The organism is Cupriavidus sp. GW823-FHT07A04 (assembly GCF_058794615.1).
Genome location: NZ_JBXAHA010000015.1, coordinates 42,349 through 60,658 on the forward strand (window position 1 = coordinate 42,349; position 18,310 = coordinate 60,658).

Here is an 18,310-nt window from a genome sequence, read left to right on the forward strand (position 1 = left end):
TCAATGTGCGCAGCGGCTATCGTCGATTGGCGGACTTTGCAAACGTTGGGCGGAGCGCGCTGCAGGGCGAGCCGATACCTAGTCGGCCACCCATAATGTCAGCGATGAGGAGATTCCTTGGCTAGCAAACGCAATTAAAGCCCGTTCGATAATTCAAGGACGGGCGATTCTGCGTGGCAGCAGTCTGCCTATTGCGATGTAGACCATGGTCTCGGACACATCAGGACGTCGCTTGTAGTTCCTGACAAGGCGACGCCAGCGAATCATCCAACCGAAGGTACGTTCCACCATCCAACGCCGGGGTAGCACTGCGAAGCCAACCTGATCAACCTGATCCTCGTGACCGCGCACCACCTGCACGACGAAGTCGAGCGTCGCGGCTCTATCCATTAACGTGCGACGATCGTATGCGCCATCTGCAAGCAGATGCTTCAGGCCCGGTCAATGCTTCTTTAGTGCTTCCAGAACTGTCAACGCCCGGGTACTGTCGGCGACGTCTGTAGCCGTCAAGTTCACTATCAGCAGCTGGCCATTCGCATCCACGGCAATATGCCGCTTGCGGCCGACAACCTTCTTTCCCGCGTCGTAGCCGCGCTCTTCGCGGCTGGCGCGTTTACCGACTGGCTATCCACTACGCCCGCGTTTGGGCAAGGCTACCTACCTTCCAACTCCCTATCGAGCATCAGCGCTAGGCCATGAGGCGTCTGGAACTGCACGGCAACGTCATCTCGACGAAGCTGAACATGGGGCAGACCACGTCGGCGGCCTACGACGTGCTGGGCAAGAAGATCGCGGAGATCGACCCGAACGGTGCGAGCGCGACCTGGCGCTACACCTACTTTGGCAAGCTGCTTGGCCATACCGACATCGGCGGGGCGGTGTTCACGTACAGGTACGACAACGCCAAGCAACTGATTGCGCAGACGAGCTCGCGTGGTCAATCGATCGGCTACAGCTACGACGCGGCCGGTCAGATGACGACGATCCGCGACTACGCGATCGACCAGGTCACGACCTACGCATATGACCTGGCCGGCAACCACGTTCGCGAGAAGACGGTGCAGCAGGGCATCACGTATCAGGACAACTTCCTGGCGTACGACGCGCTGAACCGGCTGCGAGACGTGGCCGACGGCTCGGTCCACATCACGATCGACTATGACAAGGTCGGCAACCGGACGCACATCGGTACGCACACGTTTGTCGGCGACACCAGCCACGACAGCAACCGGTTCTTCCAGTACGACAGCATGAACCGCCAGATCGTGGTCGATGCCATCGACGCCGCGGGCAATCTGGGCCAGCAAGGCCACCGCCTGACGTACGATGCCAACGGCAACCGCACGAGCGACACGTACTACGGCAACCAGGTGGTGGTCGCGGGTGGCCAGCGAGTGCTACTGGGCCTGGAGGAGGACGGCACGGCGATCTATGACACCACGCCGGTCACCTATACCCGCCAGCAAGGCATGGTGACGGAAACCTATCGCTACGACGCGCAGGACCGGATCGTGAGCGTGGTGCGCGATGGCGTGCAGATCGATCACCGCAACTACGACGGCGCGGGGCGCGTGACGATGACCGGTCCGAACGGGGCGTTGCCGCAGGGGTATGCGCAGAAGCTTAACGAAGGCGTAGAGCAAGGCCAGACCAACGGCTTGGAGACGCGCATCAACCGCTACGACCAGAACGGCCGGCTGGTCCATCAAAGGACGCTCAAGAGCGACAACGCGGCGAAGAGCGATATCGACTACACGGCCTACGATGCCGCGGGCAACGTATTGCAGTACAGGATGACCGACCACGACGGTGGTTACACCAATACGTACAACTACACGTTCGCAAGATACGACGGGTACAAGGAAGACACGATCTCGGGTACGAGCACGAAGCTCAATCCGGGCTCGACGAAGAGCGACTACGACGTCAACGGCAACCTGATCCGCGTCACCGACTCGACCAAAGCCGAGAACAACCGCACGTTCGTGAACGACTCGGCGGGCCACGTGCTGCTGGCGAACCAAGGTGGCAACGTCGAGCGCGAACTGGTGGTCAACGGCGAAGTACTGGGCCGGCACGGCGTCGGAGTAGACCAGGTGACCCCGCGCAACAGCCAGGGCAATCCGAATTTTGCGCAGATCGCGGATTTTGAGTTCGGCTACAGCTCAATCGTCAGCAATTACCCGAACGCTGCACCGGGCAGCTATACGGTGCAATCCGGCGACACGCTGCAGAGCATTGCGCGCAGCGCTTACGGCGACTCGGCGTTGTGGTATCAAATTGCCGACGCCAACGGTCTGGCTTCCGACAGTGGCCTGCGCGTCGGTCAGACACTGAACATTCCGAACAAGGCGGCTGGGGCACATAACAACGGCAAAGTATTTGCACCGTATGACCCGAGCAAGATCGTAGGGGATACGACGCCCAATCTGCCGACGCCTGCAAGCAACGGCAGCAGCGGCTGCGGGGTGTTGGGTCAGGTCATCATGACGATCGTTGCGATCGTCGTGACGGTCGTCGTAGCGATCTACGCGCCGCCGGCTGCCGGGCCGCTAGGCAGCGCGCTGATCGGCGCAGCTGCCGCGACAGCCGGCGCCGTCGCCAGCCAGGCGGTTGGGATGGCAATCGGTGCGCAAAAGGGATTCAACTTCAAGGCAGTCGCACTAGCTGCGGTTGGAGGTGCCGTCACCGGAGGGCTCAGTGGACTAAGCGTGACGGGTGGCGTAATCACCGACGCGGTAATTCGTGGGGCTTTGAGTAGCGTCATCACCCAGGGCATTGGTGTTGCGACCGGTTTGCAGAAGAGCTTCAGCTGGACGAGTGTAGCGGCCACGGCGGTGGGCTCGGGTGTCAGCGCAGGCGTATCGGTCGGGATCAGCCAGGAGTTTAGTCAAGCCGCGGCTCTGTCGTCCACAGGAAGAGCCGTCGCTGGGGCTCTGGGCAGCCTTGCGGCAGGGGCGATGCGAGGCGGACGCATTAGCATGACGAGCGTGGCACTGGATGCGTTTGGCAATGCACTGGGCAGCAGCCTCGCGGGAAGCAATTCCAGCAGTACCGGCAGGACCAGCCAGGAGCAGGCACTCGCGCAGGCGCGGGGCAATGTGATGAGCTTCGGCAGCGTGTATGGCAATGCTGATGGTCCGAGCTATCTGAGCAATACACCCACGACTGGCATGTTCGACGGACTAGCCGTTGCACAAAACACGCCAGTGCCGGTTCTGTTGGCCAGCAACAGCGGCATTGTGAGCGATGTGATGCCGAGCCCCGATGCGGAGGCTTTGCGGCGGGCGACGAATGGATTCGACCCCGCGTTTCCGCATGTCGGGCCGCGGGAGGAGAACGGGCAGATGCCGCAAATCACCGTGGGCGCTAAGGCGCTTCCGGTGAATGGCGGCTTTGGGCAAAGCGTGATATATGGCCCTGCCCTCACTGGTGAGATACAGGCCACCAATCCGGTGACGGGCTTCTTCACCGACACGACGGTTGGGAAAGCTTGGCTGGGGTTGAGCGAAGGGACGCTGAATCTGGCTACGGCTCCGTTAGAGGCAGGCAAACAAGTGGTGCTGACGGCGGGCGATGCCATCGGAAAAGCGGTCTATGGTTTGGGTAACGCGCTCACTGGTGGGAACCAGAGGTACGAGCCGTCCAGCGCGATCTCTCAGTCCCTGGAACGGCAGGGGGCACTTGGCACGGCTGGTAGTATTGCAACTGGCACCGTGAGGAGTATGTTTGGGTCGATAGATTCTCTCTATCGACGGGACCTACCTGGATTCGCTGAATCCCTGCCAGGAGCAGCAGCATCAGTCTTTGGGGCTGGCGCTATCCAAAAGGCAGGGTCCTTGGGTGAATTGAATCCTCTGGTGACCACCTACCGGGTTGAAGGAATTCCGAATCAGCGTATCTTCGTCAACGAAGCTGGCCACGTCTCCCTAGTGCCAGGAAATGATTCAGTCATTTGGCTAAACTTTGGGCAGGAGGGCCGTGGAACCCAGTATCTGCAGACGAAGATAGACAAGGGCCTGCCGGGTGCAGAACTCAAGTCATTTGAGGTGGATTCACAGTTTGTCGACCGGATACGCTCGGATGCGGTCCCTGAAAAATTCGCTCGCCAGTATCCGGACAAACCGATTATTAGCCGGGACCCCTACCCGGACCAGTTTGGGGTACCTAAGGCATACTTCAATGACCTAATGCAATCGATTAAACCAGGAAGCGGACGCAATGGACGTTAGGACGGAAAAGGAGCGCCTTCTGGCGAACAATGATCTCACCTCAATGCCTGCGAGCCCATGGGAGTTCGAGATTGACTTGGGGTCGCATCCCGATGCAACCTTAGAGAGAATCTTGATGGTATTACGGCTAATTGCTGCGCACTCTGCGGATGAGTGGCTGTCCGATGATGAGTGGAAGGAAGTGCTTCCGGCGTGGTTGCTTTCGAGCTTACCTGAGCTGACGAAAGAGGAAACGGATAGGCTTCTGGCTACGATCCCCCGTGACCAATGGGACTCTTTGCCGTGGGAGTTCGGGTCGTGGCTAGATGCTGTCCGTGACAGAGGCTGGCTATGGTGGGGGCATCGACGCGAGGGAGGTCGGGCGAAAGTTGTTGTCCATATTGCCATGCTTCCTGAGCGAATCGACGCCTTCAAAGAGTTGTTGCGCGTAGCCGGTGCGACAGTGCTTACCGAAAAATACGCAGCTCTTTAGCATCAACGCAACCGGTTCCGACGCCCGCCCCTGTGCGGGCGTTGTCGTTCCGGGCTTTCCTCAGCCGCTTCCTTCTAACGAAGACCTGCAAGTTTGCGGTCTGCCGAGCTCCGGTCCACTCGCTCAGGCGTTGGGCCGGGTTGGCTACACCTTGCATCCCCATTCTGGCATTCCTGGCCGAGCATCCTAGCGTTGGCTCCCGCCGTTACGCTCACTTCCTGTCGGGTGACTCCCTGCGCGTCTGGTCCCTCGACCGCTTCCCCTTCCCAGTGTTCTATCCGGTGAACGGTTGACATGCTCGATGTGCTGCGTGTTCTGCATGAGCGCCGGGACATCGTGGCAAGCCTGATTGCGCATTGAGCCTAGCCACGATCGCTCGCGCCGCTGACCTCTGAACCCTCTTCGCTTGGCCGCCTGCGGCCCCAAAAACGCACCTCGGGACTTCTGACCCAAGAAGCGGCCCTTCTGCGGTCGTAGCACGGCCTGGAAAGGCGCGTCCGCTATGGCGTAGCGGGCGAGATAGGTACGACTTCGCCTCGGACCTATTGCGTTTGGCAATGCGCTGGGGGCCAGCCTCGCGGGAAGCAATTCGAGCAGTACCGGCAGGACCAGCCAGGAGCAGGCGCTCGCGCAGGCGCGGGGCAATGTGATGAGCACCGGCAGCCTCTATGGCAATGCCGATGGGCCGAGCTATCTGGACAGCACGCCGACTACCGGCATGTTCCGGGGCATCGCTGTTGCGGACAACGCGCCGGCCCCGGTTCTGTTAGCCAGCAGCGGCGGTGTCATGAGTGATGTGACGCCAAGTCCCGAGGAGGAGGCGTGGCAGCGTGCCGGTGCTCAGTCCAATGGCTTTGCGGAGCGATTTGGAGAAGGTAAGCCTTATGACGGCAGTTGGTCCGAACGCCTGCCCGATGGGACGGTGGTGGTTCACGCATCTGGGTCGCCGGGTCGTGTCGTGAGCAACTCTGCACAGGCTGGCAGCCTTCTGACCAATCCAGAAACGGGCCTACTCGACTTTGCCTACTCGGCCAGGTTGCGCGGGCAGCAGAGCGATGCTGCCGCGCGTGCTGCGAACCAGGCGCAGTGGGCAACGGGCCCTCAGTTGGTACCATATGGTGCTGGGGCGAGGGCTGCGGAGGCTCAAGTTGCCGCCCGCGACCGGTATATCGCAGCCGTTCAAGGGCAGCCAATTGGCGGCCTTGTGGCCAGCGGTGTATTCTTAGGGTCGGGCAGCTTGGAGATGGCTGCGTCGGCAGCCGTTGCAACCGAGCCGTTGGATTCGATAGCGGCGCCGGGCGGGGCCGGCAGGGCTCGGTCGGCGGCCTCCATTGGGAGGAATGGCCGCATCGGAGGAACTCCTATCAGCGACAATGCTGCTGAAGGGAGCCTGGTGAACCCACGACTGATACAGCGGCTTGATGCATGGCGCTCCTATCAGGGAAATGGCGGTCAACTTGACCTTCAGGGCTGGGTACAGAGGACACAAGGCGCTCCGTGGGGGACAGGGTTTAATAGCGGTTATGGCGCTTGGGCCAGGGGTGTGGAGTCGGTACACGGCAATTCCGTGATGTCTGGGCGGGAAGCATCGCTCTACAGACTGGAAGACGCTGGTTCTGGCAACCTGTTGAAGTGGGGTATCTCACAGGACATGAACAGCCGATATTCGGGCGGCTTTATGCTGGACAAGCAAATCTTTGAGGTATCACGTGGAAGCCGCGCTGACATATTGCGTCAGGAACGCGAACTGGTTGAGACGCAACCGGGGCCGCTGAATCGTGAGCCATGGGCTGGTAAGAGAAGGTAAGGGTGATGATATCAATCGGTGGTGTATACAGAGGCCCAGAGCTTCGTGGCTCTGAAATCAACCGCACACTTATGGCGGTAACGCGTGCCCTGAATGAGTTAAGAGGGCCTGTGAAGCTTGGGGAATTACCACTTGTCAATGCCGTCTTCGTCGTTCCTGGGTCACTAGGAGATGCCGGCTTTAGTGGCTTGCAATTCGGGGACTTCTCGAAGAAAGACAAGGCGGTTGTGGTCCAGATTGCAATACCGCCTGAGTTGACTACTGGCCCTAACCAAGTTAGCTTCATAGTCAATGCACTTCATGGCGCGAACGCTATGGCGTTTGAGTTCTTTAGGCAGCGGGGTGAGCAGTTCTCTCTACGTGAGGCCGAAGAGTTGGTAAGTGCCATATCCGCAAAGCTCTAACACGTCTGAGACCTTCCGCCATCAACGCCCGCCTTGTGCGGGCGTTGTCGTATCTGGCTCCCGGGTTCGCTCCCAGCCGCCTGGCCGGGGGCATCTAGACTCCCCGCCAAGCCTTGCCAGTAGCCGGTCTCCGGTAAAGGCTAAACCAAAATCGCTTCTCTCCTGACGTAGACCTGCACATGCGGGTCTGCCGAGCCACGGCCCGCGCTTGAAAGGCGTTGGACCGGACCCGCTACACCTTGCATCCCACTCGTCAGGAGCGACTCATGTTCGACCCGAAACCGGCCCATAAGGGTCCTACAGAGAAGATACACACCCCTGCAATCTCCGATAGCGGTACCTACGCGCCGGAAACCCCCGCCGCGCTTGGCTTGGCGCGTAGACCGCCCCCCGCCACAGCGGTCCACAAAGCGACCACGCCCAGTGCTGGCGCGGCTTCGCGGGCTGGCGTGCGCAACAGGTTCATCAAGGTGCGGGTGGCGCCGGCCGAGTACGCTGACATCGCCCGCCACGCGGATACGGCCGGGCAGACCATGAGCGAGTACGTGCGCGAGCGGGTGCTGGCGGTCCACCGCACGCTGGACGTGCAGGCGGAGCTCGTGGCGCTGCGTGGCCTGGCGAGCGCGCCGGCGCAGTCCACGGACGACGCGCTGGCGCTGGAGACGGTGCTGTTGCTGCGCGAGCTGGCGGCGGCGCGGGACGCGCAAATCCTGGGGCGCGTGCGCGCCCAACTGGTGCAGCGGACTCAGCAGCAAGGAGGTCAAGCATGAGCACGCGCGACCCCTTCAGCTGAAGGCCGACCGTACGTTGGAAATGGTATTGTCGGCCACGGGCCGGACACGACGTGGACTGGGAGGCCCGTTGCTCCCTTCTGGTTGGACATGGATTTCTCAATTAATTCCAGTCTAGGCCGCCAAGCACAGGATTACCCTATCGGCTACAAGCCGACGAGATTCATCTATGAGAAGGACCTAAATTGGACTGGAAACGGGAACTGGTGATCGCCCACCTCGTCAAGCAGAAAATTGCCGAGGTTGACGTCGACCATCTCTGGGAGAATACCCTGCCTGAGGTTGCTGCCTCGGAGGACCAGTTGCGCTCCCTCGATGCACGGTTGGGCTATGCGTTGGACTCTCAGCATCGGGAGTTCCTGTTGCATGCGAACGGATGGCGGGCCTTCATGCAGCACGTCGATGTATTCGGTGTCGATGATTTCGAAGGCGGTTCGCGTGCGGTACGCGCCACTGTGCTGATCGAATCACTTGAGCCCCTTGAGACGCTCTGTGGTTTCGACAAGCGGGATGTGCTGCCGATCGCGGTGTCTTCGGATGACATTGACGTGATGTTGATGACGCGCCCCCACACGACGACACCGGGCAAGGTGTTGTGGTTCGCGGGTGGACTCATTGATACCTTCGCCGGATTCGATGAGTGGTTCCTTACGATGGTTGACTACAATCGCCGGGAGTACCAGCGCCTCGTCAATGAACTCGGTTCCCGGCCACGGTAGAGTGTATAGGCCGGCCGGGGCCCACTGCGTAATTGCTGGGTAGGCGAGCGGGTCCAATTCCCTAGATGGCCGCCACGCTCAGACACCGCCGGATGCCGGATTCGTCCTTCATGGGGCTGGTGTGCGTCGCAGCCGTCCGAGTTGCTCTGCACAGGCAGTCGCCGGTTCGGGGCTGGCCCGTAGAAAAATGCGCCGTTCGCAGACCTGGTAGCACACGCCCTCGCGCTTGTCATTTCCTTGATTCCGTCGATCGCGGCCCGGCCGGGCACCTGTCGAACGCCCACATCCAGGCGCTGGCCAACGACTGCAGCGACGCCAGCGGCGCCATCACCTGCGTCTCGCGCTACGACGCGGATGGTCACCTGCTGAGCCTGCACACCACCAAGCCGAATGGCTCGTTCAGCAGCGACTACGTGCACGAGAAGATCACCACGGAACAGACGCAGGAGCAGGTGCAGACCGGCACGGATGAATCCGACGCCCAGGTCTACGCCACTCCGACCGTCACCCAAAAGGCCACCAGCAGCGGCGTGACGGGGATCTTCAGCACCTGCTGCGGCCAGAAATACACCTCTGGGGAAGTCATTGGCAAAACTAGGCTATGGCAAAATTGACATCAATGGCTATCGCATTACTGCCAGACAGGGGGGAATAGTATGGGTGATGCCAATAGGGATCTGATTGCTGGAATCATTAGAGACGGTAAGGCTGGAGAGTTGGTAGATCTGTTGCTCGGAGATGATCCAGCTAGAGTATCTGGCGAGCCGATATTTTCCAGCGCCGATGCCCGTGACGCCTATGTGATGACAGTTGAGAATTTGCGTTTTATAGATAAATTTGGAGAAATGGATAGCCCTGTAAAAGAAGGTGGTAAGATTTATTTTTCCTATCCTGATTATTTTGAGAAGTGGTTTCAACTTGGAACGCCGGGACTTACTCAGGATGATCTACTAAGTTATCTTAGTAAAAGAGTTTCTTGAACTGACGATCCGCCCGTTGCTGCCCCAAAAGCGCACTTCGGGACACCTGGCCCAAGAAAAGGCCTTCCTGCGGTCGTAGCATGGCCTGAAGAGGCGCGCCCGCCATGGCGCAGCGGGCGATATAGATACGACCTCGCCTCGGACGCTACTGCCATTGGGGGCCAGCCTTCAATGTGCCAACTCGGGAACCGGCTGCGGGACGTGGCCGACGGCTCGGTCCACATCACGATTGACTACGACAAGGTCGGCAACCGTACGCACATCGGTACGCACACGTTTGTCGGCGACACCAGCCACGACAGCAACCGGTTCTTCCAGTACGACAGCATGAACCGCCAGATCGTGGTCGATGCCATCGACGCCGCGGGCAATCTGGGCCAGCAAGGCCACCGCCTGACGTACGATGCCAACGGCAACCGCACGAGCGACACGTACTACGGTAACCAGGTGGTGGTCGCGGGTGGCCAGCGAGTGCTACTCGGCCTGGAGGAGGACGGCACGGCGATCTATGACACCACGCCGGTCACCTATACCCGCCAGCAAGGCATGGTGACGGAAACCTATGGCTACGACGCGCAAGACCGGATCGTGAGCGTGGTGCGCGATGGGGTGCAGATCGATCACCGCAACTACGACGGCGCGGGGCGCGTGACGATGACCGGTCCGAACGGGGCGTTGCCGCAGGGGTATGCGCAGAAGCTTAACGAAGGCGTAGAGCAAGGCCAGACCAACGGCTTGGAGACGCGCATCAACCGCTACGACCAGAACGGCCGGCTGGTCCATCAAAGGACGCTCAAGAGCGACAACGCGGCGAAGAGCGATATCGACTACACGGCCTACGATGCCGCGGGCAACGTATTGCAGTACAGGATGACCGACCACGAAGGTGGTTACACCGTTCGGATACCTGAAGCCAATCTGATTATGGACGGTACTATTGGATATAAGTGGGGAAGCACCCCGCAAGTGGCGGACTTCTATCGCTACTCCAATGGGAACCGGGTAACTATTGTTCGGCCTGCGGAGCTTGGAGGCTCATATAGCCTTCTGCCTCAATGGTGAAAGGAGAGAATATGGTTTGGGTACGCAACTTCGGGGGCTACGTCGACTTCATCTCATACGTTCTTATGAGTGCCCCCGATGACTTCCCCGAAGAAGATTATCTGCAGCAAGACGAGCAGATGAACCTTGAAAAGGCCTTCGACGAGTTGCGAAGTGGGATGCCCTTCGTTGAAGAGAGAGTGACGGATAGCGCCACTCTGGCTCAACTGCGCGCTTTGCTCGATGCATCGCTGTCTGCCTATCGACTCGGCAAGAGCGTGGAGGGCGCTCATCTGTTGCAGGACTTTGAGAAATTGCTTCTGGCGAAGAATCCCTAGCGTGGTTCGCCGTCACAGTCAGCAATGCCTGCCTCGTGCGGGCATTGTCGTTTCTGGCCCTTCCTCAGCCGCCTGGCTGGTGGCATCTAAGACTCCCCGCCAAGCGTTACCGGGACCTGCACTACTGCTGGGCAGCGAGGGCAGGATGCTGAACCCGGTGTGGCTGCTCTCGACGGTGGTGGCGCAGTACGTGGAGCGTGCCGAGTTGGGAAAGCACGGGGGCTGCCACCTGCTGCCCCAATAATGCACTTCGAGGCCTCCGACCCAAGAAACTGCCCTTCTGCGGTCGTAGGACGGCCTGGAAAAGCGCGCCCGCTAAGGTGTAGCGGGCGATATGGATACGACTTCGCCTCGGACCTGCTGCGTTTGGCAATGCGTTGGGCAGCAGTCTAGCCGGAAGCAATTCGAGCAGCGGCGGCAGGACAGGTCAGGAGCAGGCACTCGCGCAGGCGCGGGGCAACGTGATGAGTGGCAGTCTGCATGGCCGTGCCGATGGGCCGAGCAACTTGAGCAATACGCCCATGATCGGGATGTTCCAAGGAGACCTGTCGGCCCAGCGGGCATGGCCGGCGATTAGCGGATGGCAGGAGCAACCGGCTGCTTCGAACGCACCCGGAGGCGGTTACTATTGGAGCGACAACGGCGAGCCACAGACCCAGGCGGAGCGGTACGCGCAGACGTTTGATCCCGGAGCCCTTTAACTCTGGCCCGTGATAGACAGCCCAATCGAAATCATTGTTCTCCTGAACGAGTCAGAACAAAGCATGGCCAACGCGGATGCCAACATGCAGCGCCAACGGCGATTGAACGGCTCTAACCAAACGGGGTGGTCCTGGCCGGAGGGATACAAGGGCCAGTCACCGACAGTCGGCGACCGCGGTCGCTGGCAGCGGAGGCATGCCCAAAGAAATTCGGCGCTTGGCAGATTCTTATCTGACTCTATTCCGCGTTCCGATTCGATAGAGTCCAACAAGGACGAGAATGGGGCCTCCCACTCCAAGCCCAAACACCACCGCCGCTGAAAGCAGATCGTTGCCCTTGACTGCATCTAGTGCCGGCGCTTTTGCAAACGTCGCGAGGGCGCCGGCGACGGCTAATTTTACGCCACTGATACCTCTGTCCGTCCAGTTCGTCATCGTGATTCTCAACGCAATAGTGAACAAGTCAATAGTTTTACACATCTGCCTCGGAGGGCGGAAGCCAAGGAGCCACCGACACAGGCATCCGCTTTGGGATGAATGACTGTTCCTGGCTGCGGCGCAGCACATTCATTGGAGCTGCGTGCGAAGTTGTTGCCATTCTTCCCAGGCGCGGGTTGGGTCTACATCTTTGTAGCCGCGCTTCATTTCCACTTCTTTTGCCGCGTCCGCTGGCACCACGACTACGCTCATCTTGTTTCGTAGCGCTTCGACCTCCAGCCTTGTCAGTGGCGAGCCCTTACTCTTCTCAACGGAGAGCAAGATTGCCGCGAGGGACGGAACCGCTTGAAGCGCGTAGTGTTTTGGATTGGGGCGTGCTGATATATCTGCGTATGGCCCTACATCCATTGCCGATACCGGGTCGAGGGTGGCAGCCATTGCGACTCCTGTAATAAGAGAAAGAACTAGTAGGAAATTTACGGTCCTACGCATGGTTTGTATTCGGTAAAGTCAGCGGACGCCACGAGACGACGCGTGACGACGACGCGCATTACGCGTTATTTGCATGTCGTTTCCGCAGAATAGGGCCAGAGGTCTGCCGGCGGTGGCAACAGTAGACGGACATCGGCCAGCGTCACGGCATCGACCGGTTAAATCCTCAGCCCGTTACGGACATTCTAGCCTGCGCTTCGACCTGCCACGAGAGGCCGTCTATGCGAATGAGACCTTCAGCTTATTGGCTGCAATTGCTGCTTGATTAGCGGCCGCGAACGCTGTTGCGTAGGCGTGGTTTGTGAATGCCAATTCTAAGCCAGCAATATCGGCAGGCCACTTGTGCCCCGTATTTTTTAGCCTAACCGGCTGGTAGTAACTGGATTGACTGGCAGACGCCTTGCGCAATCGATAGAAAGTCAATACCAGAGCCGAACTGACGAGCATGATTGTTGGCGCAACGAGATAGGTTGTTACAGATTCCGAAAGCGAAGGCCCGAAAATGAACCAGCACGTCGAGAGGGAAAGCGCTAACAAGCAGGAAACGGCAATAATTCCCAGTAGAGAAGGCCGCCGCCGCCGTGCGGTAACGGCACAGGCATCGCAGTAGGGAAACGGAAGCACTACCTTGACTTCGGCTCCGGCCAGCCCCATCAAAGGCATGCGGCGCAGATCCGTTGCCGCTGGCCTGACGTTCGACGTGGAGCCACAGTTGCAACACGATTCCACCGGAGCCACGATCGGAACCTCGCTCTTGATCGGTAGGTTGACGAATAGCATAGAGACAATCGATCCTGGACGTTGTAGTAGGTCAAGAAACTCGTGTGTGCTTGAACGGCAGGCGTTCCTGGCCGGCTTCCGTCCTCCAGCGCAGATAGGTTTGCCTATCGGCGCTATTGGCGGCCGGCGCCAGACAGCACGCTTAACGAATACCGAACTGGTCTATCAGCGTTCCATTCGGCAGATCGCACGTTTTCTCCAGAAGCTGAGCGGCGATGCTCCAGTAGACGTCAAAATCCGAAACCGCGAGATTGTCGATCGTATCCTGGCCACCCAAGAATAATGGAATCTTGTACCCAACGCATTGCGTATGATCCGGGGGTATCCCACCGCAACCGAGCCATTTCTCGTGGAAGCTCGCGGCAAGAGCTTCCTCCTTGTACTCGATCAACTCGCTGTCGTGGAAACCTTCCACGGTGCATGGGATTTCCAAAGCCTCGCCGGTACCGGGTTCGAGCATGAGTACTGCCGGTTCCCCGTCGACACATCTGATCGTGTCAATACAAAACACGCGGCCAAGCCAATCGGTTGCAAAAGGGGTTATCCGATCGGCAAAGGCTGGGAACGCAGCACTAACGAGCGCTCTAGTGGTCGGAATCTCGTCCGATGAAAAAACGCGATAAAGCGCACGCTCGAATGAGCATCCGCCGAAACGCGATGCTAGTTGCGCCAATGCGTTCCGGGCCGAGGCCTGCGCGACCGTGGCGCCGTTGGGGGGGCTTGTCGCGTCAGATTGGTACGCTCTTGCGAAGACATCGAACACTAGTTTCTCTCCGTTGAGACCCGCTGGACGGCTTTGTCGCAATAAGTGAGCGAGGGCGGGAAGAACCCCGTGGGGGGGCTTATGACGCGCGAGACATGGACCTTCCACAAGTCTATTGCAAGCCAAAGAGGAGGAGAAAAGGCGGACTGACAATCGTCAGTCCACCCTCGCGAATTGAAGGCCCGGGCTGTTTCTCAGGCTGCGGAATCACTGGCCCACAACGCGGTGTCGAGATCCTCTAGCAGATCGTCGATATGCTCGACACCGACCGAGATGCGAATCAGGTCGTCGGTCACCCCAAGCGACTCGAGGTTCTTGTCCCGGAGCTGGCGGTGCGTCGTCGATGCCGGATGGCAGACCAGCGTTTTGCAGTCGCCGAGGTTCACGGACCGTCGAATCAGTGTCAGTGCATTCTGGAACACGTTGCATGCTGCCGGCCCGCCGCGCAGAGCGAAGCTAAGTACACCCGATCCGCGCCCCGCGAGATACTTCTCGACCAGTGCGGCATCGCGATGATCCGTCGCTCCCGCATAGCGAACCCACGACACGCGTGGGTGCTGGGCGAGGAACCTCGCGATGAAATCCGCATTGAAACAGATCCGCTCCATGCGCAGCGCCAGTGTCTCGATGCCCTGCATGATCGAAACCGCCGTCTGCGGTGCGAGTATGGCACCCAGGTTGCGCAGCGGAACGGACCCGCAGCGCGCGATGAATGCATTCGGGCCGTACTTCTCCACGAAGTTGACGTTGTGGTGGCTGTCGTCGGGCGAGGTCAGTCGCGGGAAGCGTTTGGCGTTTGCTTTCCAGTCGAATGTCCCGCCGTCGATCACCGCACCTCCCAACGCCGCCCCATGCCCGCCGATATACTTGGTCAGCGAGTGCACGACGATATCCGCGCCATGGGTCAGCGGCTGGCAAAGGTAGGGTGACGCTAGCGTGTTGTCGACGATCAGTGGGATGCCGAACGAGTGGGCCAGCTCCGCCAGCGCGGCGAGATCCGCCACGTCCCCGGCGGGATTCGCGATGGTCTCGCAATACAGGGCGCAGGTCTGGTCGTCGATCAGGCTGCGAACCTGCTCGAGGTTCCGGATGTCGGCAAACCGGGTCTGGACGCCATACTGCGGGAGTACCTGTCCAAGCAGGTTGTAGGTGGTGCCATAGAGCGCGGTTGCTGAAACGACATTCGATCCCACCGAGGAAACCGTCAGCAGCGCGCAGCTCACTGCAGCTTGGCCCGATGCCGTGGCCACGGCCCCGACGCCCTGTTCCAGCGTGGTCAAGCGCCGTTCCAGCATTTGCACCGACGGATTGGCGATGCGGCTGTACACAAGCCCGTCCCTCACCCCATCGAAGATGTCGATGGCATGCTGGGCATCCTCGAAGCCAAACGCGGCCGTCTGGTAGATTGGGGGGGCCACGGAAAGCTGAGATTCGGTGTGGTCATACCCTGCATGAACGGCGGACGTCTCGAAGCGCCAGTATCTTGTCATATTGATGGGATCAATGCGGTTTGGTTATGCGAAGGGGTGGGTCAGGTCCAGTCCGGTCCGTCCCCATTGGTCCATGCCGGCAGGTTGACGCCCGTGGCCGAAACTCATCGGGATCAGACCGGGCGCCAGCGCACGAACGGTGTGAACGGTGGCGGAGCCGATGGTCGGTGCCCCACCAGGTGGGCAGAGCTCAGTCCAGTAGACGGGATGCCCCGCAGCGGCAAGCTGTGACCGAAGCGTGCCCCAGTCAGATAGGAACGACGCACGCGCCGTCGGGTAGTCAATTTCCTCGGCGGAGCGCCGGCATATCGCGTCCGCCTGTCTGAAATAAGATTGCGTGGCATAGAGGGCGGCATGGTCGGCGGGCGTGCGAACCTGGGCGGGGTCGATGTCCACCGGCGGCACGCCATCGAGACGCGCCAGGGCCAGTGTCTCTGCTTCGGCCATCGCCGTCATCAGTGCCGTAGCGCCATCGAATCCGGTCGCGGTGCCAATCGTCGTGAAATGCAGCGCCTCGTGCTGGATCCAGATAAACCAGGTCGGATGCCGCCCAAGCGCAAGCAACTGGACACCTGCAGTGGCCCCGCGCGATGCCAGACGCGCCAACCTGCCGCGAATGGCCCCGGGCAGCGTTGCCGGCGTGACGGAAATGCCCGGTACCTGCGTGAACCAGTGCAGCATGAACGCGTCGCGCTCGACAAGTTCCAGCGTGGCACGCTCGATGCACGTCGCCAGATTGTCTCCGCTCGCACATCCCGATGTCGTGGCGTGCGTGACCAGCTTTCTGCGGTAGGGCTCGTCGAACGCCGACGGGCCGCACACAAAATCCGCCAGCGCAAAGGTTGTCCCGCTGTCGACTGCGTTGTGCATCATCACCCAGTGTCGTGGCTCGTCTTCGCTGAACGGCGTCATGCCAAACGCCGGATCGGCATATTGCTCGGGGAGATAGCCAACCAGATCGCCGGGCCTGATGTATGAAGGCAATGTGGTCGCTTCCGACCAGCGTGTGGCAGGCAAAGTGCAATACGAGATACGCTCGATCGCCTCGCTGATTGCTTTTCGCTGGGCGAGCTCGAGGTCGCTGTCCCGACCGAAGCCTGTATGGGTGCGGCCAGTTTCCAGGGTGACCTCCGCACGCACGAGGTGGAGCACCGTATCGGTGAGGACAGCGTTCTCCTGGTAGAGAAGGATTTCCGGCATTTGCGTCGCCGTCTCAGGGAAAGAGATCGTCAAACATGGCCGCATAGCCCTCCGGAGGCATCAACGAATTGGTATTCATCTCGAGCCACCAGAGGTGCCCCTCCTGATCGATCATGCAATCGGCAGTCAGCAGCACGGGCGCAGGTACAGACTTGCGCATCAGATCCGCGAGTGCATTGCCCATCCGTTGCACATGATCACCGTCGCGGTCGATCAGCTCAGCCAGCATGTTGTCCGACTCGATCGCATTCACCGGGATGCCCTCATAGCGCTGCGCATAGCGGTAGTCGAACCAGATCTCCGTGTCTTCAGGGACCACACGCGCGACGTCGGCTCTTTGGAACGCCAGGCAAGCAAGAAGGAGCTCGCGATCGGCGCAGGTGGCCCAGTCGATGCGCCGTTTGGCGAGCCTGACCCGCATCAGCTCGTCCAGGGTCTGCTTGCCGTCTCCCCGCACGCTGGGAAACGCATGTGCCAGCGCATAGATCGGCTTGTTGCCCCAGAACCAGACCTTGGCGGTGGCTCCACTGACGAATCGTTCGGTAAATATCGGGCTGCCTTGGGCCCATTGCGTCCAGGTATCTTTCTCCGGCTGCGTGCCGCCCCGGTAGGGGCCCGAGATCTGCTTGCCGAACGAGCCTCGGGCGCCCTTGATCACATAGTCGAAAGACGGCGCGCGCATCGGGTCCTGGGGCTGGTACTCCGGCGTCTTCAGTCCGTTTTCGCGAAGGAATTGTTTGAAGAGGAGTTTGTCATTCGAATACGGATGCTGGATCGTCCGGTACGGGCGCCACCCTCCAAATCCCACGACATCCTTCGTCAGCGAATCCATATGGAACAACTGACCGTTCGCAAGCCCCTGGAACATCGGGAGCATGGTGAAGTAGCGACCGCGATATTTGACCTCGAGCGTAAAGTTCCTGGCATCGAGGGTAAGACGCATGTCCTTGCCCGCGGCCCACGACTGCAAGGCAAGGAAATGCGTGAAGACGGTGTTGATATAGATGGCCATGCGATTGAGAGTCCGGGGTGTTCTGGGAGGGTGTTCGGGCGTGTCAGTGCGCGCCCAGGCGCGACAGCAGACACGTCTTGACCGTCGCCCATTCGCTGTCGATGATGCTGTACAGCACGGCGTCACGCTTTCGCCCGTCCGGCATCATTCGCTCGTTGCGCAACGTGCCTTCCTCGATCGCGCCGATTTTCTCGATGGCTCGACGGGACCGGATGTTGGTCTTATCGGCCCGAAGCTGCACGCGAATGCACTCCAGCGTTTCAAATGCAAATGCCAGCATCAGATACTTGGCTTCCGTGTTGACCTTGGTGCCCTGAAAGCTGCCTGCGATCCATGTATGGCTGATTTCCACGGTGCGGGCCAGTGGATCGGCATTGACGAAGCGGGTAGTACCGATGATCTGTTCATCGCCGGCCCGTTCGATGACATAAGGAATCGTCTTCCCAGATGCCTGGCTGTTCAAGGCGGATTCGACATAGCCATTGACGGTGTCCCGGTCCGGCACGAAGGTGTAAGGCAACTCCCACAGATTGCCGTCGGCCGCGGCCGCAAGCAAAGCGCTAGCGTCTGTCCGCTTCATGATGCGAAGGCGAACCTGTTGGCCGCTCAGTACATGTTCCATTGGCTGCTAAAAGGGTTGGGGAGCACGC

The 18,310-nt window shown here is 60.0% G+C and carries 16 protein-coding genes and 1 pseudogene; 9 read left to right on the plus strand and 8 right to left on the minus strand.

Translation table 11 applies throughout. From position 1 onward, the window contains the following. Positions 1–153: 153 nt before the first annotated feature. Positions 154–710, minus strand: a pseudogene (locus AC1Q7Q_RS25030) (IS5 family transposase); the annotation flags it as partial. Here AC1Q7Q_RS25030 and AC1Q7Q_RS25035 point away from each other — a divergent pair. The 9 genes from AC1Q7Q_RS25035 (at position 696) to AC1Q7Q_RS25075 (ending at position 10,784) form a co-directional block, all read left to right on the plus strand. After that, the gene (locus tag AC1Q7Q_RS25035) at positions 696–4,232 is read left to right on the plus strand and encodes a LysM peptidoglycan-binding domain-containing protein (RefSeq protein WP_492371139.1); all 3,537 of its coding nucleotides are present in this window, start codon (positions 696–698) and stop codon (positions 4,230–4,232) included. The pseudogene AC1Q7Q_RS25030 and the gene AC1Q7Q_RS25035 sit on opposite strands and share 15 nt — an antisense overlap. Positions 4,233–5,353: 1,121 nt before the next feature. Beyond that, positions 5,354–6,511, plus strand: coding sequence for a hypothetical protein (locus tag AC1Q7Q_RS25040; protein WP_492371140.1), 1,158 nt, complete (start codon positions 5,354–5,356; stop codon positions 6,509–6,511). A 5-nt stretch (positions 6,512–6,516) separates the two neighbouring features. Then, on the plus strand, positions 6,517–6,915 hold the full coding sequence (locus AC1Q7Q_RS25045; RefSeq protein ID WP_492371141.1) for a hypothetical protein: 399 nt from the start codon (positions 6,517–6,519) through the stop codon (positions 6,913–6,915). Positions 6,916–7,364: 449 nt separating this feature from the next. After that, positions 7,365–7,685 (plus strand): plasmid mobilization protein, encoded by a 321-nt coding sequence (locus tag AC1Q7Q_RS25050; protein ID WP_492371142.1) that lies wholly within the window; start codon positions 7,365–7,367, stop codon positions 7,683–7,685. 206 nt (positions 7,686–7,891) lie between these two features. Then, on the plus strand, positions 7,892–8,425 hold the full coding sequence (locus AC1Q7Q_RS25055; protein WP_492371143.1) for an SMI1/KNR4 family protein: 534 nt from the start codon (positions 7,892–7,894) through the stop codon (positions 8,423–8,425). Positions 8,426–8,490: 65 nt separating this feature from the next. After that, complete coding sequence (locus AC1Q7Q_RS25060; RefSeq protein ID WP_492371144.1) at positions 8,491–9,039, plus strand: hypothetical protein; 549 nt, start codon at positions 8,491–8,493, stop codon at positions 9,037–9,039. 42 nt (positions 9,040–9,081) lie between these two features. After that, a complete protein-coding gene (locus tag AC1Q7Q_RS25065) occupies positions 9,082–9,405 on the plus strand; it encodes a hypothetical protein (RefSeq protein ID WP_492371145.1) in 324 nt (107 codons plus the stop codon). A gap of 171 nt (positions 9,406–9,576) precedes the next feature. Beyond that, positions 9,577–10,467: a hypothetical protein gene (locus AC1Q7Q_RS25070; RefSeq protein ID WP_492371146.1), complete on the plus strand. Its 891-nt coding sequence runs from the start codon at positions 9,577–9,579 to the stop codon at positions 10,465–10,467. Positions 10,468–10,478: 11 nt separating this feature from the next. Beyond that, complete coding sequence (locus tag AC1Q7Q_RS25075; protein ID WP_492371147.1) at positions 10,479–10,784, plus strand: hypothetical protein; 306 nt, start codon at positions 10,479–10,481, stop codon at positions 10,782–10,784. 1,268 nt (positions 10,785–12,052) lie between these two features. Here AC1Q7Q_RS25075 and AC1Q7Q_RS25080 read toward each other — a convergent pair. From AC1Q7Q_RS25080 to AC1Q7Q_RS25110, 7 genes are all read right to left on the minus strand, one after another. Further along, on the minus strand, positions 12,053–12,361 hold the full coding sequence (locus tag AC1Q7Q_RS25080) for a hypothetical protein (protein WP_492371148.1): 309 nt from the start codon (positions 12,359–12,361) through the stop codon (positions 12,053–12,055). A 273-nt stretch (positions 12,362–12,634) separates the two neighbouring features. Further along, complete coding sequence (locus tag AC1Q7Q_RS25085) at positions 12,635–13,195, minus strand: hypothetical protein (protein WP_492371149.1); 561 nt, start codon at positions 13,193–13,195, stop codon at positions 12,635–12,637. Between the two features lie 142 nt (positions 13,196–13,337). Then, on the minus strand, positions 13,338–13,958 hold the full coding sequence (locus AC1Q7Q_RS25090) for a T6SS immunity protein Tdi1 domain-containing protein (RefSeq protein WP_492371150.1): 621 nt from the start codon (positions 13,956–13,958) through the stop codon (positions 13,338–13,340). Between the two features lie 194 nt (positions 13,959–14,152). After that, complete coding sequence (locus AC1Q7Q_RS25095) at positions 14,153–15,448, minus strand: O-acetylhomoserine aminocarboxypropyltransferase/cysteine synthase family protein (protein WP_492371151.1); 1,296 nt, start codon at positions 15,446–15,448, stop codon at positions 14,153–14,155. Between the two features lie 24 nt (positions 15,449–15,472). Then, positions 15,473–16,648: a YcaO-like family protein gene (locus AC1Q7Q_RS25100; RefSeq protein ID WP_492371152.1), complete on the minus strand. Its 1,176-nt coding sequence runs from the start codon at positions 16,646–16,648 to the stop codon at positions 15,473–15,475. Between the two features lie 13 nt (positions 16,649–16,661). Then, entirely contained in the window at positions 16,662–17,660 is a 999-nt protein-coding gene (locus tag AC1Q7Q_RS25105) for a hypothetical protein (RefSeq protein WP_492371153.1), read from the minus strand. A gap of 43 nt (positions 17,661–17,703) precedes the next feature. Then, entirely contained in the window at positions 17,704–18,282 is a 579-nt protein-coding gene (locus AC1Q7Q_RS25110; protein ID WP_492371154.1) for a GNAT family N-acetyltransferase, read from the minus strand. Positions 18,283–18,310 lie beyond the last annotated feature (28 nt).